Source organism: Polycladospora coralii (assembly GCF_014773435.2).
In the GTDB taxonomy this organism is placed as follows: Bacteria; Bacillota; Bacilli; order Thermoactinomycetales; family Thermoactinomycetaceae; genus Polycladospora; species Polycladospora coralii.
Genome location: NZ_JACXAG020000011.1, coordinates 52,971 through 66,894 on the forward strand (window position 1 = coordinate 52,971; position 13,924 = coordinate 66,894).

16 protein-coding genes are annotated in these 13,924 nt (G+C 36.1%); 10 read left to right on the forward strand and 6 right to left on the reverse strand.

Features of this window, described 5'->3' with window-relative positions; translation table 11 throughout:
- The first annotated feature begins 15 nt into the window (after positions 1–15).
- From IC619_RS15455 to IC619_RS15470, 4 genes are all read left to right on the forward strand, one after another.
- Positions 16–468 carry a DinB family protein gene (locus IC619_RS15455; RefSeq protein WP_191141186.1) on the forward strand — a complete coding sequence of 151 codons (453 nt, stop codon included), beginning with the start codon at positions 16–18 and terminating at the stop codon, positions 466–468.
- Positions 469–849: 381 nt separating this feature from the next.
- On the forward strand, positions 850–2,160 hold the full coding sequence (locus IC619_RS15460; protein WP_213260960.1) for an AsnC family protein: 1,311 nt from the start codon (positions 850–852) through the stop codon (positions 2,158–2,160).
- Positions 2,161–2,509: 349 nt separating this feature from the next.
- Positions 2,510–2,743: an RNA chaperone Hfq gene (gene hfq, locus IC619_RS15465; protein ID WP_191141145.1), complete on the forward strand. Its 234-nt coding sequence runs from the start codon at positions 2,510–2,512 to the stop codon at positions 2,741–2,743.
- Between the two features lie 45 nt (positions 2,744–2,788).
- Complete coding sequence (locus IC619_RS15470; protein WP_191141146.1) at positions 2,789–3,166, forward strand: hypothetical protein; 378 nt, start codon at positions 2,789–2,791, stop codon at positions 3,164–3,166.
- Between the two features lie 284 nt (positions 3,167–3,450).
- Here the strand turns inward: IC619_RS15470 and IC619_RS15475 are convergent, their stop codons facing one another.
- Entirely contained in the window at positions 3,451–4,209 is a 759-nt protein-coding gene (locus IC619_RS15475) for a hypothetical protein (RefSeq protein ID WP_191141147.1), read from the reverse strand.
- A gap of 292 nt (positions 4,210–4,501) precedes the next feature.
- Positions 4,502–5,590 (reverse strand): hypothetical protein, encoded by a 1,089-nt coding sequence (locus IC619_RS15480; RefSeq protein WP_191141148.1) that lies wholly within the window; start codon positions 5,588–5,590, stop codon positions 4,502–4,504.
- 444 nt (positions 5,591–6,034) lie between these two features.
- Here IC619_RS15480 and IC619_RS15485 point away from each other — a divergent pair, with 444 nt between their 5' ends.
- The 4 genes from IC619_RS15485 (at position 6,035) to IC619_RS15500 (ending at position 9,638) form a co-directional block, all read left to right on the forward strand.
- On the forward strand, positions 6,035–6,601 hold the full coding sequence (locus IC619_RS15485; RefSeq protein WP_191141149.1) for a hypothetical protein: 567 nt from the start codon (positions 6,035–6,037) through the stop codon (positions 6,599–6,601).
- A gap of 334 nt (positions 6,602–6,935) precedes the next feature.
- A complete protein-coding gene (locus IC619_RS15490) occupies positions 6,936–7,961 on the forward strand; it encodes a cytochrome D1 domain-containing protein (protein WP_191141150.1) in 1,026 nt (341 codons plus the stop codon).
- Between the two features lie 427 nt (positions 7,962–8,388).
- The gene (locus IC619_RS15495) at positions 8,389–8,841 is read left to right on the forward strand and encodes a hypothetical protein (protein WP_191141151.1); all 453 of its coding nucleotides are present in this window, start codon (positions 8,389–8,391) and stop codon (positions 8,839–8,841) included.
- Between the two features lie 542 nt (positions 8,842–9,383).
- On the forward strand, positions 9,384–9,638 hold the full coding sequence (locus IC619_RS15500; protein WP_191141152.1) for a hypothetical protein: 255 nt from the start codon (positions 9,384–9,386) through the stop codon (positions 9,636–9,638).
- Between the two features lie 154 nt (positions 9,639–9,792).
- On the opposite strand, the gene IC619_RS15505 is transcribed toward IC619_RS15500, so the two are convergent.
- From IC619_RS15505 to IC619_RS15515, 3 genes are all read right to left on the reverse strand, one after another.
- A complete protein-coding gene (locus IC619_RS15505; RefSeq protein ID WP_191141153.1) occupies positions 9,793–10,029 on the reverse strand; it encodes a hypothetical protein in 237 nt (78 codons plus the stop codon).
- Positions 10,022–10,183, reverse strand: a complete 162-nt coding sequence (locus IC619_RS17420) for a helix-turn-helix domain-containing protein (RefSeq protein WP_430624117.1) — start codon at positions 10,181–10,183, stop codon at positions 10,022–10,024. Before IC619_RS17420 ends, IC619_RS15505 begins: the two co-directional genes overlap by 8 nt.
- A 380-nt stretch (positions 10,184–10,563) precedes the next feature.
- Positions 10,564–11,100 carry a hypothetical protein gene (locus IC619_RS15515; RefSeq protein WP_191141155.1) on the reverse strand — a complete coding sequence of 179 codons (537 nt, stop codon included), beginning with the start codon at positions 11,098–11,100 and terminating at the stop codon, positions 10,564–10,566.
- A gap of 470 nt (positions 11,101–11,570) precedes the next feature.
- Between IC619_RS15515 and IC619_RS15520 the strand changes: the two genes are divergently transcribed.
- Complete coding sequence (locus IC619_RS15520) at positions 11,571–12,581, forward strand: hypothetical protein (protein ID WP_191141156.1); 1,011 nt, start codon at positions 11,571–11,573, stop codon at positions 12,579–12,581.
- Positions 12,582–12,649: 68 nt separating this feature from the next.
- On the opposite strand, the gene IC619_RS17140 is transcribed toward IC619_RS15520, so the two are convergent.
- Positions 12,650–12,964: a peptidoglycan-binding domain-containing protein gene (locus tag IC619_RS17140; protein WP_191141158.1), complete on the reverse strand. Its 315-nt coding sequence runs from the start codon at positions 12,962–12,964 to the stop codon at positions 12,650–12,652.
- 266 nt (positions 12,965–13,230) lie between these two features.
- On the opposite strand from IC619_RS17140, the gene IC619_RS15530 reads away from it, so the two are divergent.
- The coding region (locus IC619_RS15530) for a hypothetical protein (protein WP_213260963.1) at positions 13,231–13,924 on the forward strand (694 nt) is incomplete at its 3' end.

A 13,924-nucleotide genomic window follows, 5' to 3' on the forward strand; every position in this document is an offset into this window, starting at 1 on the left:
TAGGAGATATAATAAATGTGCAAAGTATTTGATATTTATTATAAACAATGGTTACGAACACGTAAGAGAACCATTTCATATTTAGAATGTGCTACAGATGAAATGGTTGAACTCGATTTAAAGGATCAATATAGTTTCAAGGAACAGATATTGCATATTCTTAATTGGGAAATTGAAATGTTCCAGAGAGTTAAGGGAATCAATGATCCTCTGACGATCCCTTCACTAGAGAATCCCATTAATAGAATGCAACTCGTGGATATTATCCATTCAGTAACGAATCGAACTAGGGATAGATTACTATTTCTTCAAGATGATTTTCTGGATATTGAAATTCCGATAGATGGAGCTCCAACACCATTTTTTGAAGTTCTCCTTGATTTACTTGATCATGAGGCTCATCATAGAGGGCAAATAATCTATATTTTTAAACTATTTAACCGTGCTCTCCCAAATTATGAGATTTAATTTCTATATTAGTCGAGATATAAAGTAAGAAAGGACACTGTCTGGGTGTCCTTTCTTACTTTATATCTATGGACAAACTAATTCTACCAATTATGTTGTCGGAATGTGCAATAACTGGTAGAATTGAAGCTAGTAAACAATCTTTCAGAAAAATAAATCAGAAAATAAAATACAACGGATAAAATAAAAAACGACCTGTAGGGCAGGTCGCTCGAAGGTTGCAACTGCTACCAACAGTTACAGCCAGAAATGTTCGATTGAATTTACACTATCATTGTATCTATTTCTCGGAATACGGTCAACAGGGGAAATATCGGAAAATAGATAGAATAATGGTGAACAGAACCGAGCGACGCCCTGTAGGTCAGGGAGAAGGAAAAAATGTCTACATTAGTGCAAGCAAAACAGCTTGAACTTGAGTTGTGGCACGACTGCTATCTGTCGGAGCGGAAGAAAACGGGGTTTGTGGCTACTTTAGAGATGCCCGGTGGGTTTCAGCGTTACTGGGGGCTAAATGACATACAGAAGATGCTCACACACGCCGAGAGTAAGCATGAGAGTGATATGTATCTCAGCTTGAACGCATTTAAGTATGGTAGCCGAAAGGAGACCGCTTTAAAACAGATCCGCAACATAGGTCTGGATCTCGATATCTACAAAATGGGTGCAACACTGGCAGAAGCAACTGACGAGGTACAAGCCTTGGTGCTAGATCGGATATTGCCAGAGCCAAACTTGGTCATAGGTAGTGGCCGTGGGCTTCAATTAATTTACGGTATAGAAGGCGGAGCATCACCACAAATGGTCTGGATGAGCCGATATATTACGGCACAATATACGATGAAGCTTGGTTTTCTTGGAGCGGATACACAAACGACTGACCCCACAAGGGTTTTACGCTTTCCGAATACGATTAACCAGAAGAACCAAGTGCGAGCTACCGTGGATATTTGGAATAACATTGAATATGAATTGTCTACCTTATACAGCTATTGCACGCCAGTTGAAAAGATCAAGAAGTCTAGGCGTAAGAAGAAACGTGAAGTCGTCACGTTACCACCTGCGAAGGGGCTTGTGGACCTTTACAGTTTGAATACAAAAAAGAAAGATGATCTGGAGTTACTTGTGACATTGCGTAGTGGTCAGATGGTCGGCTATCGGAATACTTGTTTATATACATACTGCTTCACGATTGCTTTAATTGTTAAAGAACAAAAATCTACCATTGTTTTCGCTAGACAGCTCAACGAAAAATTCAATGAACCACTGCTAATTAAGGAAGTCCAAGAAACAGCCAAGTCAGCACATAAAGACGCATCCACTTTCTTCAAGGCATTCAGCGATAATAAGTACACTATGTATGGATTGGCACGAGATCTGATTAAACCTGAAAAAGCTTCAACTATCATACGCAAATTGGATATCACCAGTGAAGAACGACAGCAGATGCGTTTCCTAATTGATGATGTGATACGTCAGAACCGTAACACTGAGCTAGTACGCGAGAAGCGTCGTGAAGCTGGTGTGAAATCTAGAACGGAGTATGAAGCAAACGAGCGAGCTAAGACACAAAGCAAGGTCGATCTATTACATGAAGCGATTGAAACTAATCCAACTGCGAGCATACGGAAGTTAGCTGAAATCACAGGTTTTTCAAAGTCTGTAGTCCAACGCTTAAAGAGCCAATTATGATGTCCCAGAGTGTGTCATTATAAGTATTCTAAACATACGTTCCCTGTCCCACCCTCTGTCACTATAAACAAATATAATTGGACTGCTTTCTAATTTTTTCCGGTTTTTTAGGGCTTTAGTTACAATATTTTAGTTCTTTTTCTCTGTTTTTTATTGGGGAACGGTCTCCGTATGCTTTGCATATACTGTTTATATTGCACATTTTATAAAGGAATTGTTATCTCTTTTGAAGAATCTTGTGAGATGTTCTTCCCTCAGCTTATTGGAGGATGGTTTGATGATCCCGAAGCTAGAGGAAACTTGAATTTGATTGCGAGTAACGATTCGACTCTTTAGGAGGTAGCAGTAGATGATTAAGCAAGCGGTCAACATCCAAGAAGCATTTTTGAGAGAGCTGAAGAATAAGAGGATACTGTGTACAGTGTTTTTGACAAATGGCTTTCAGTATAAGGGCAAGGTTATCGGATTTGATACATATTCAGTGATGTTGGATGCGGACGGGAAGCAACAAGTCTTATTTAAACACGTAATTAGTACGATTGTTCCAAGTAAGAAAGTTGATATGAAGAGCATCAGGCAATAGGTTTGGTATTTGGAATACGATAATATCTCTTAGAAAGGCGCTGGGTTGACTTTAATTCGGTATGCTTGTTATAGGATGTTTAACCTCAAGAAAATGTATATTGATGAGAACAATATAGGAAAAAGCCATTTTTCATGTAAATCCTGTTTGGCGGCAAATTTGGTCGTTGCTTCCTTTATCTCAAATAAAGGTGTGGTTTTATTGTATGAATGTGAAGATAATTGCGATATAAGCTTATTTGTGACAGAGTATGAAATGATTATGAAAGTATTGGATATAGAAGAACGTAATCAAAGACTAGGTGAGCTTATGAAAAAAATAGAGGCACAATGTCAAAAGCCAGCTGTTCATAATACGATTTGGAAATCTAAATGTAGAGATGTTTTTGATTTGTATCGCAAAATCGCATTGAGTAGAAAATAAACAAAAATAAAAGCCTCCATGACGGCATAAACCCAGCACTAGTGTCACCAAACGTGATTGACACGTATATTAGGGCATGGAATGTGCCTTCGTGGATGGGTGTAGGATGCTACGCCAGATGAAGCGAGAAGCTCAACCACTTTTAGTGGTGAGTAGTTCACTAGTTTCTTAAACACCAGATACGGAAAAAGGTTAAACTAAATTACGCTTCGTGACATGTTTGCTGAGTCTACTCATTTATGTGGCTCACACAACAAAAGCACCCTGATGGATGCTTTTGTTTGTTATTTAATAGGATTTCTATCAATATAAAACATCACTTGCTTGGGTTTTTCAACATATGTTACTTCTGGGTTTTGTAAAACCTTAAATGCTATAGTATACTTCCCATGTATATCGTTATAAAACATAACATTTTTTCTTCTGTGAGTAACTTTAACTAAATCATATCCGGTTGCACTATAATAATCACGAACTTGAAAACCTTCTACTGGCCCTGTGAAAGTCTCGGTAGTTTCCGTTCTTTTACTCCATGCTCCTGTTTTTTGGAACTCTGCTCCAAAACTAAGATTAATCTTTTCAGAAAGCCCCACATTAAGACCAGCATTTGTTTTAAATATAGTCGATCCACTATTTTCAATAGTTGTATTAATTGTCCTCGTTTGACCTTGCAGCATAGTATATAGATGAGTCTGATCAGTCATCCTAACATCATATTCGACTGTCTTCTTCTCTAAAATATCAAAATGATCCTGTAATTTGATACTGAATTTTAAATTATTTTTCCATTCATTTGTTGTTAAACAGTAATTATAAGTATCTACTGACATAGATGATGCAAAATTTGCTCTCAACTTCGCTATGGAACATGCACTTTTATCGATAGATTGTACTTGTGCTTGATTAGAAGAAAATTGCTCGTTCGCATTCTTAAACTCTTTGATAATTACCTTTTCTCCTGAAGATGCTGCACTTGCGTTGTTTGTAAATCCTATACTAAAAATTAAACCCAGTGTAAATAGCACTATCCATGTTTTTTTCATTTTCATTGCCTCCTATATTAATTTATAAAAACTGATTGTTATAAAATAATATAGCAATTTAGATATTATAATGGTGTGATTTTGGTCACACTAGGAAAAGTTCTGTTCCAAAAATCTTATTAGGGGTAGAGGGAGCGAAGAGCAAGATTGGTGGCACCAAATTTGTTCTTCGCTCCCTCTACCCCTAATAAGTGACTAGCATCAAGATATTGATAAATACATGCTCGTATTTATTTTGACATCAAAAAAATCGCCTTTATTTTTGAATCAAAGGCGATTTTTTCTATTCCTATCATTTGATCTTATCACCATTCCAATCATAGACTAGTTCTTTGATTTCTACTTTCTCCTGAATCTTATCCCATCCAGTATAATCCTCAACAACAATCCAATTAGAATTTGATTTGCTCACTTCATAAATGTTTGTATCCCAGTAGGCACGAGTCACTTTGTAGAAAAAGTTATCATTCTTACCTTCTGCCTCTTGGACAACTGTAATAAGACCTTCTTCTTCCTCTCCACTACTATTCCAGTCAATTTTTCTCCAACTATTTTCTTTTTCCTTTGTGTATTTTGTTTTCAATTCAGAGGTTATAAACTTTGCAAATTCACGGTAATTCTTGTCTAGTTCTGCTCTGAAAGCCTTCGTTGCAAATTCCGCTCGGGTAACTCCGTTAATCTCATCATCTGAAGGCGAGTAATACTTCTTTTGATTCTCTTTAGCAATCGTATCTGCCTTTTTGTCTTCTTCGTTGGCTTTATTTATTAGATCTTGATACACAGGTTGATCAGCATAGTCCTTAATTATTGTTGCTACCATCGAGTGTTGTTTTATTTTTTCGATTTCTTCGTCTGATAATTCAACATCCCCTTCATAGATCTCATGTCCTACGTTATTACCTTTAAAATAAGTTCCCTTCTGTTCTATCAGTTTATTCAATTCCTTTTTGGTGTCATACCCATGGCTTGCTATTTTCCATCCTTTAGGTGTTTTAACAACCTTAATACGGTCACTATCAGATCCAGACTCCAAATTCTCAAATTGATAAAAGAAAATACTATCATTCAGCTTATACTCAGTTAGATTATACGAAGAACTTAATTGAGTATCTTTTTTTGGTCCGAAATCTTTTTCGAATTTTGGATCTTCCAACCCTTTCAAGATGTCACTTTCAATATCAGAAGTACTTAATGCTAACTGACGACGTGGATTATTTTGCACCTTAGCATTTTGATAGAGAACTGCTATTTGATCTGGTGTAAAACCTTGAATAGAAGCCCCCTCGGTCTTATGTATGTTTTCCATCTCTTCTGCTTCATTAGAACATCCAACTGACAAAATTCCTATAATCATTACAATTAATAATAATTTATCTCTCATTATTTACTCTCCAATCTTTGATTTTATACATATAAACTACAATATATATTGTACAATATAATAAGCATCAAAAATACAACATAATCGGTTTTGAAGCATGTCACAAAAACTGTATAGGTTTTGACTCAATCTACTTTTTTCATAATGTACCTTTTCGAGGTGCTGTACAAAAAAAACCATATTGAAAAGAATAGTGTTTTTTGACGTTTGGGTATATTCTTTTTTCTTAGTTTGATGACGATGTACCGTGACCCCTATAGAAAGAAAATATACACAAATATACTAGTTATCCACACTTCCGATCTCACTAACAGCACGCATAGCATATATGGATAGAATGATACTTGATAAATAAGAATAGTCTAATTTCTATTCTATAATGATACACGATGAATGAGCTCTAACAAATCGTGAAATGACATCATTAGAATGGAGGGGTATTAGATGAGTCTAGGAAAATCATTTAATCAGCTTTTTAAACAAAGAACACTCGAAAGTACGCTACCCGTAAAAATAAAACCTTCTATACAAATGAAGCCAAAATCTAAATTACCTATTTTATCCGATTGTAGCCCATGTTGTAAGTTATGTTCTCAGGAGAATAGAGCATGTACTTGTACGGTTTTCCCTTGTGAATTCAACCCTATATTTGATATGTGGTATTTTTGCCCTAGTTTAGAGAATCCATTTTCTGTGATCGGAACTACGGTTCGAATTTCTAGAACCAAAAGAGGAAGTATTCAATATGTACCTACTTCAAAAAAAAAGAAACCGATTATACAGTATATTTCCGTAGCAAAACCTAGGAGTAAAGACCCTGTTATTCAAGTTGCTACTTTTCATTTATGTCATTTGCCCTCCATTAAAACACCCCGCTTGTATTTATCCACTAGCGATCCAAATCTGATCTTATCGCTCCCTATAAGGGACTTTGCAACTCCAAAGACGATGAAACTCTTACGCGCTCTTAACGAATTATGTCCTTTGTTTGGATGTCCAAATTCAAATTGACATCTATACATTACTAGGAGTAGAGAGAGCAACCACCAATTTTACCACCAAACAAGAAATAAATGGAAAATGACTTGAGGAACCATTTAGGTAACTCAAGTCATTCATGTTTATCTAATATAGCTGAGAATACTCCCACCTCTTAGCGTTAGCGTAGGTGGTGAGTAGTTCACAAAAGGATTTTGATATGTATAAGGACTATGAAAAAGCCAATACAGGAGTGTGTCCTAAAAGTACACCCTTGTAAACAATTTTGAGCCTGTATGGTTTATATTCATCATTTCACTTGAATAAACATGGTTGTAATCAAATATGTGGAAGGTGTTGTTTGCGTATGTCTTTACTCTATGTAGTCAATCGAAGACCAACTGATGTGTTGGGGCGTGTTTCAGTGATTGATATAAATAAGCATGCTGTTATCTCTACCATACAGGTCGGAAATAGTCCAAGGAGTATTGCGGTTAGTCCAAATGGACAGTTTGCTTATGTGTTGAACAATGGTGAAGATACCGTTTCAGTGATTGATACAAAAAAACATATTGTGATCGCTACTATTGAGGTTGGTGAGACTTCAAAAACGCTTGAAATTACACCAGATGGACAAACCGCTTATGTATCCAGTGAAGAAACTGTTACCGTGATTGATGTGAAAACGAACCGTGTGATCGCCACTGTCCAAGTAGGGCTTACCCTCACAGGACAACAAATTATAGCCATTACACCTGATGGTAAGTTATTGTACATTCCGAATGACGATCCAACCGTTTCAGTGATTGATACAAAAAAGAATGTCGTCATCGCCACTATATTTGTTGGAGTGGACCCGGAAAGATTAGTCATTACACCAGATGGAAAATATGTTTATGTCATTAATGAGGATGCTGCTACTATTAGTGTGGTAGATATAAAAACACAATCGGTGATTGGCACAGTAGAACTTACAGGAGGAATCAATGTAGGACGTATTGTATTTACCCCGAATAGTCAATTTGCTTATGTAACGGATGAAGAGGCATTTAGCGTATTTGTTATTGATATTAAGGTTCATTCGTTGATTGCCATTGTGGAAGTGGGAGATGGTGCTGAAAGCTTAGTTATTACACCGAATGGTCAGTTTGTCTATGTGGGAAATGCAAATGAGCAAACCGTTTCTGTAATTGATGTAAAAACGCATACTGTTATCGCCACTGTTCGTGCAGGTAATGATATAAATCGTTTAGCTGTTACATCCGATGGACAATTGGTTTATGTGGGAAATGCAGATGATGGTACATTGACAGTCATCGATGTAAAGACACAAGCTGTTATTGCAACCATTCAAGTGGAAGAAGAACCTACAGAAATGGCTGTCATTCCTTAGTCATCTCAACTAATTGCAAGGCATACATATCATACAGCCGATTTTGTTTCTATATCAATCACTAAAGAGGGGATAAACCCTCTTCGTATCTAAATAGCCTAGGAGACCTTTAACTTTTTAATGGGCATGCGTTGATCCATATTTATTTTAAAGGTCCCGTAGGGATTGACATGATTATAAAACAAGGGTGACAATCACCTAAAATCATCTGGTGTCATTTTATCCAATATAGCTGAGAATACTCCTACCTCTTAGCGTTAGCGTAGGTGGTGAGTAGTTCACTGGATAGGTGATACCAAAATCGGCGTTCGCTCCCTCTCTCCCTAGTTTTTGCATTTGAACCAGAAACCGGTATATTATATTTTGTTTGATTATTTTTAATTTTGATATATAATTTAATTGATGTAAAATTTAGGAGGTTTTGTCTATGAAAAAAATTTCCATTTTCATGTTTACATTTACTATGATCTTTGGATTGTTTTTCCCGATAGGAAATCAAGTTAATGCAGCTTCAACAGAAGTAACTAATGAGAGCGCCTCGAACACTGTATTACTTTTCAGTTCAATGCCAGATATCTGTATTGGTGGGGGAAGATGTGGTATCTATAAATACTACCAAGCTGATTTAGGAGCAACAAGATATATTGACAAAGTTATTGTCTATGCTCACGATGGAGTAGGAAGCCAAAGTAAAGCAAAACTTAAAGTCGAAGTAGATGGTGAATATGTAGATGATTTACCTGTTTACAACGATGGAAGCTTTATAAGATTTGATATTGGTCGAGCAGGACGTTACGTTCGATTTTATTCAATTCATGAAGATGGTGATGCAAACGGAGACGAAACGGTTATAAAAACGGTAGATATATATGGACAGTAAACATCATATTTAATTGAGTTTCTAATTAGCTCACTATTTCACCGGTCACTACTCCTAGTTGAAAATTTAGTAGATTGGTAGTGTTATCATAGTAGGGCAGGTGAAACTGCCCTACTATGTTTTTATTTGGATTGTATTTACACTTTTCAATGGAAATAACGGCTTGTCTAGTGATTGATAAATCTATCCACAGCTATATTTATCATCTCCCGATATTGTCCAATATCAGATTAAAAGTGTATTAAATAACATTCAAAAGAACAATCCAGACAGGTTTCATGAAAAAGTAAAATTTGTTCTAGAAATGGAATAATTAATGAGTGGTCTTTTAAGAGTAGTGACAGGGTAGCTGTTGTAGACCGTCATTTTCTATAAGTCGTTTGATGTAATTGGAAAAAACAAACCTCTTCATCTAATTAAAGACATACTATATGTTGTGTTTTACTAATTTCCAGTTCCCATATCGTTTTTAGGCAGGTAGTCAAAATCCTTATATATCAAGCCATTCACTAGTTGATATTTAAGAAATAGGAGCTATGTTAATGATTCGACTAAGAAAGATTATTAATTATATCAGTGTGATTCCAATTTTGTTAGTGGTTTATACTTTTGTTTTCGACTATAGCGAACAGCGAAGTCATCATTTACTAACTATTATGTTTCTACTTTTAAGTTTACGTTTTTGGCTCGATTACCGAATTGAGCCAAACAATAAGGGGAGTATTTTAACATTTGCTATCACTTATACAGTACTATTTATATTTTCTTCTTGGATGATTTTAGACGTGTTATACTAACTACATCAGATTGAACGGATCGGGGAGAATCGACTTGAGCGATGAGACAAATGGGGTACGACCTCCAAAAGCAGATTGAACCGCCACATCTGAAAATATTCCCAAATTGCTATATACACATTGAGATAGCAAAAAGCCTCCATGACGGGGGCTTTTATTTTGTCTTTATTTTCATTTTGTACATATCGCTAGCAAGGTGGTTAGTAGTTGTGGTGGTATCTTTGACCTCGTCTTTCAATTCATCAATGGCTTGTTTGATGTATTGCATATCCTGTTCGATTTTATCAAAACGTTGATTTAATGAATCAAACTCGCTTTTCATACTAGTCTTTACTGCTGCTACTATTTGTGAGACTAGGTCATCACCGTATGGTTTGCGTTCTTCACTCATGTTGCTTGTCCTCCCTATATTCACAGACTTCTTCTATTTTCAAATTATAGGTTTCACAAATCCGCTCTATAACATCTGATTTTACAGGGAAACGATCATTCCATACCTTAGATGCAGTTTGAGGCGCGAATTTAGTTTCATTGATAAAGTCCATTCTTTCTTTGGTTGAATGATGAGTATTAAACCATATATGAAATGGTTTGAATGTTAAAGGCAACTAAAATGCACCCCCGTAATAATCACTAACATCTCTAATTTACACAAAAACGAAAATTTTTTCAATGTGCTATTGACGATATTTACACGATTGTGTAAATTGTAGTTAAGGATGAGGCAAACAAAAACGCCCACGGCAGCTAACCAGGGCGTTCGGCAAAATATACTCTGCTGCCAGTTTACCACATCCCCAGATGGTAGAAAAGGGGGAAGGGTAGCATTATGAAATGTGGAGCGTGTAAGAAAAACACTGTGTATTATGATGAGAACACAGGTAAGTATAAGTGTCGCTCATGTGGTGCTACACAATAGTTGATGTTAAGTGCGTTGGATTTCCAGCGCACTTTCTAAGTGACTATGTACTTGATCTAGTTGATGAGTGTTGTATGTGTCAAATTGAAAGTCATAACACACTCTGGTTTTCTCAATGTACTGTGATGGGATTTGTATGTTATCCCACATCCATTGAATATTGTCCTTGATGTCTGTGATGTGAGATACAAAGGATATCCCGCAAAAATGTATACTTACACGTTCAGGATTGTCTGATTTATCCTCATCGAATGTTGCAGAATAGAACTTGCACGCTTTTGGTGGGAAGCCTAGTGCTAACCCTAATTTGTAATGAAACTTAGGCGAGTTTGGATCGGCATCATGAGTTGAAGTTTTGAAATGTTCCTTTAATTCCTCGGTCTGGAAATACAAGTGTTGATCCATGTCATAAACTTGGACAGGTAATGTTGGATATGAATCTAACTTTTCCAGATTCGATTTATCATAGAGACTTGAGTATTCGGGATTGATCAGAAAGGCGGGCTTGTACCCGTATAAGAAAGCGTCTAAGGTGGATATCATCGTGTTACCTCCTTGGGCGTTTGGTCTGATTCTATCACAGAAAGGAACGCAAAAATTGAAAACCTTTGTCTGTGACGTAGTGATCTACAAGACAGACCCGACTGAGAAAGATGAAACATGGGTCTACAGTTGTGAGAAGAACACCTTACTTGACACAATGAAATTTTGTATATATTGTTTTTATTATAAATATTACTTTAGAATATTTCATTTAAAAGAGGTGATATATTAAATTATGTATAAACTGAAGAATTTCCTTACCGTAGTTTTCTTTTTAAGTCTAACATCATTTTTATTTTGGATCCTTAAGTTTATACTTAATGCATTTACGGTTAGTATTAAAACAGGAACATATATAAGCTTCATCGGTATACCAAGTATTGTTATTTTTTCTTTAATTATCTCAGCTTACATCAGGGATAAGCTTGATGATTAATTTTTTATATTAAAAAAATTAAGAGGTGTTTCTTATGAAGAAAAAAGCAGTAGTTTTACTTTTAAGTGCGTTTACTGTTACTTCGATATTCAGTTCATTTGAGCCGGAACCTGCTGAAGCCAAAGTACCATGGACTTCTGCAGCATGGGCAGTCATACAAAAAGCAGGGAATTACTGGTATAAAAAAAGTGCTGAGGTTAGGAGAGGTCCTTATGCAGATGTTGTAGAATCTGGGGATATTGATTTTAATACAGGATCTAATGGGGCATCGGTTAAACATATCGTTAATGTGGACAATTATAAATATGATATATATGCGTATTCAGAAACTTTCCCAACCAATTGGCCAGGAAAAATGTCTATTATTATAACTAACCCTTCTGGTAAGGACGTAGTTTCCAAAACTGTCACTGCGAATCAAAGGGTAACCATGCATTCAGGAATCTATGGTGACTATACTGTTAGGTTTGTTCAGAATTCTTCACAATCATGGAATAATATTTTAGTGAAAAACACTCCATATCGTAAGGAGTTTGATTCACAAATGAATATGTCTCCATCACTTGAAGGAGAAAAACCAGATAATACGAAAACAGAAGTTGTATACGACGAAACAGGTGAATTTATACTTAAAAAACCTTCTATTGAACATAAAACAGAAGAACAACAAAATAAAAACAAAAATAAAGTATTTACAATGAACGATTTAGCTAGCGAATTTTATGACGAAGTACAGAGTAGTGAAGTTCATGATCTAAAAAGTTTTGATATCGGAAGTGATATTAAATTTAGAGATAAAATCAGCTCTATTCGCTATGATGAAGCAGAAAATCAAACCTACTTTGGATTTAAGAGCATAGGGGATGAGCTGGCCGAGTGGCCATTTAAGGGTGACTTGACTAAAGAATATAGCGTTAATTCCGAACTTACTCTCCATTTTAAAGTGGTTAGTAAATTGGGTACAGAGTTTGAAACACTAGACTATTTGAACTATGGATTTGAAAACGATGGAAAAGCTCCAGATATTAAAAATTACTTGAATTAAAAAAATTATTTCTATTTTTTTGATATTAACAGTATTTGGATAGCAGAAAATTTTCTGCTATCCAAATACTAAATCAACCTAGCCCACGTATTCCTTCCCACGATCCCATCTACTTTTAATCCATGTGCTTTTTGAAACTCACGCACCTTCGACTCCGTCTTCGCACCGAAAACGCCATCTACAGCGATACCGCCTAGCTTCTGTTGCACGACTTTGACGAGATTGCCCTTGCTGCCACGACGCAATATACCGCGATATGGTGGATGTGCTAGTGCCTGCTGTGTTTGTTTGCCTACGATTCCATCTACAGTCAGACCAAACGCCCTTTGGAACTGCGTAACAGCTCGTGCAGTTTTGGGGCCATAGATGCCGTCTAGGGACATACCTAGAACTTTCTGTACGTCTTTTTACAGCGTCAGACTTCATGTGTGGGTGTTCTAGCTTTAATAGATTGCTAGATTGGGTTCTAGGGATAGAGGAAGTATTGACCGATTTTATCGCCAAATCAGAAATACATGGAAAATAGCTTAATGTAATTGGTAAATCAATCCACTTATTGATTTACCGAGTTTTATCATAATGGAGTCATAAATAAGTCATCAATAGAGATTAAACTGGTATCAATTCAAACAAAGGATGTGAATTACAAATGGTAAAGAAAAAATTCATTGCATTGGTAACCAGTTTAGGTGTAGCAGGAATGGTAATAGGAGGAACTTCAATTACTTTTGCCGACTCATCCAATTCCATAAACAGCTCCCAAGTCGAGGTACAAGATCAAAACTCAATTAAACGCGGTGAAAAGCAAGATGAAGCATTGAAGAACCTAGCTTCTTACTTGAATAAAAGTGAAGCAGAAACAAAAGCATTGATGGAAGAAAACGAAATCGGGGTTAAAAAGCTAAGTACAGTAGCGGCGGTTAGTACAATCAGTGGCACATCTCTAACGGATGTCATTACCGAAATGAAAACGACTGAGGATAAAGAAGCCTTTATGGAGAAGTACGGCATTGATAAAGAAGCATTAAAAGCAGAATTAGATAAAATCCATCCGAATAAAAAAGGAAAAGGGGCACACAAAGAAGTTGCATTGAAAAATCTAGCATCTTATTTGAATAAGAGTGAAACAGAAACAAAAGCATTGATGGAAGAAAACGAAATTGGGATTAAAAAGCTAAGTACAGTAGCGGCAGTTAGTACAATCAGTGGCACATCTCTAACGGATGTCATTACCGAAATGAAAACGACTGAGGATAAAGAAGCCTTTATGGAGAAGTACGGCATTGATAAAGAAGCATTAAAAGCAGAATTAGATAAAATCCATCCGAATAAAAAAGGAAAAG

Excerpts from the sequence above, each read along its gene's own strand:
- IC619_RS15455 (WP_191141186.1), top strand. The coding sequence starts at position 16 with ATGTGCAAAGTATTTGATATTTATTATAAACAATGGTTACGAACACGT.
- IC619_RS15460 (WP_213260960.1), top strand. The coding sequence starts at position 850 with ATGTCTACATTAGTGCAAGCAAAACAGCTTGAACTTGAGTTGTGGCAC.
- hfq (WP_191141145.1), top strand. The coding sequence starts at position 2,510 with ATGATTAAGCAAGCGGTCAACATCCAAGAAGCATTTTTGAGAGAGCTG.
- IC619_RS15475 (WP_191141147.1), bottom strand. The coding sequence starts at position 4,209 with ATGAAAAAAACATGGATAGTGCTATTTACACTGGGTTTAATTTTTAGT.
- IC619_RS15480 (WP_191141148.1), bottom strand. The coding sequence starts at position 5,590 with ATGAGAGATAAATTATTATTAATTGTAATGATTATAGGAATTTTGTCA.
- IC619_RS15485 (WP_191141149.1), top strand. The coding sequence starts at position 6,035 with ATGAGTCTAGGAAAATCATTTAATCAGCTTTTTAAACAAAGAACACTC.
- IC619_RS15490 (WP_191141150.1), top strand. The coding sequence starts at position 6,936 with ATGTCTTTACTCTATGTAGTCAATCGAAGACCAACTGATGTGTTGGGG.
- IC619_RS15495 (WP_191141151.1), top strand. The coding sequence starts at position 8,389 with ATGAAAAAAATTTCCATTTTCATGTTTACATTTACTATGATCTTTGGA.
- IC619_RS15500 (WP_191141152.1), top strand. The coding sequence starts at position 9,384 with ATGATTCGACTAAGAAAGATTATTAATTATATCAGTGTGATTCCAATT.
- IC619_RS15505 (WP_191141153.1), bottom strand. The coding sequence starts at position 10,029 with ATGAGTGAAGAACGCAAACCATACGGTGATGACCTAGTCTCACAAATA.
- IC619_RS17420 (WP_430624117.1), bottom strand. The coding sequence starts at position 10,183 with ATGGACTTTATCAATGAAACTAAATTCGCGCCTCAAACTGCATCTAAG.
- IC619_RS15515 (WP_191141155.1), bottom strand. The coding sequence starts at position 11,100 with ATGATATCCACCTTAGACGCTTTCTTATACGGGTACAAGCCCGCCTTT.
- IC619_RS15520 (WP_191141156.1), top strand. The coding sequence starts at position 11,571 with ATGAAGAAAAAAGCAGTAGTTTTACTTTTAAGTGCGTTTACTGTTACT.
- IC619_RS17140 (WP_191141158.1), bottom strand. The coding sequence starts at position 12,964 with ATGTCCCTAGACGGCATCTATGGCCCCAAAACTGCACGAGCTGTTACG.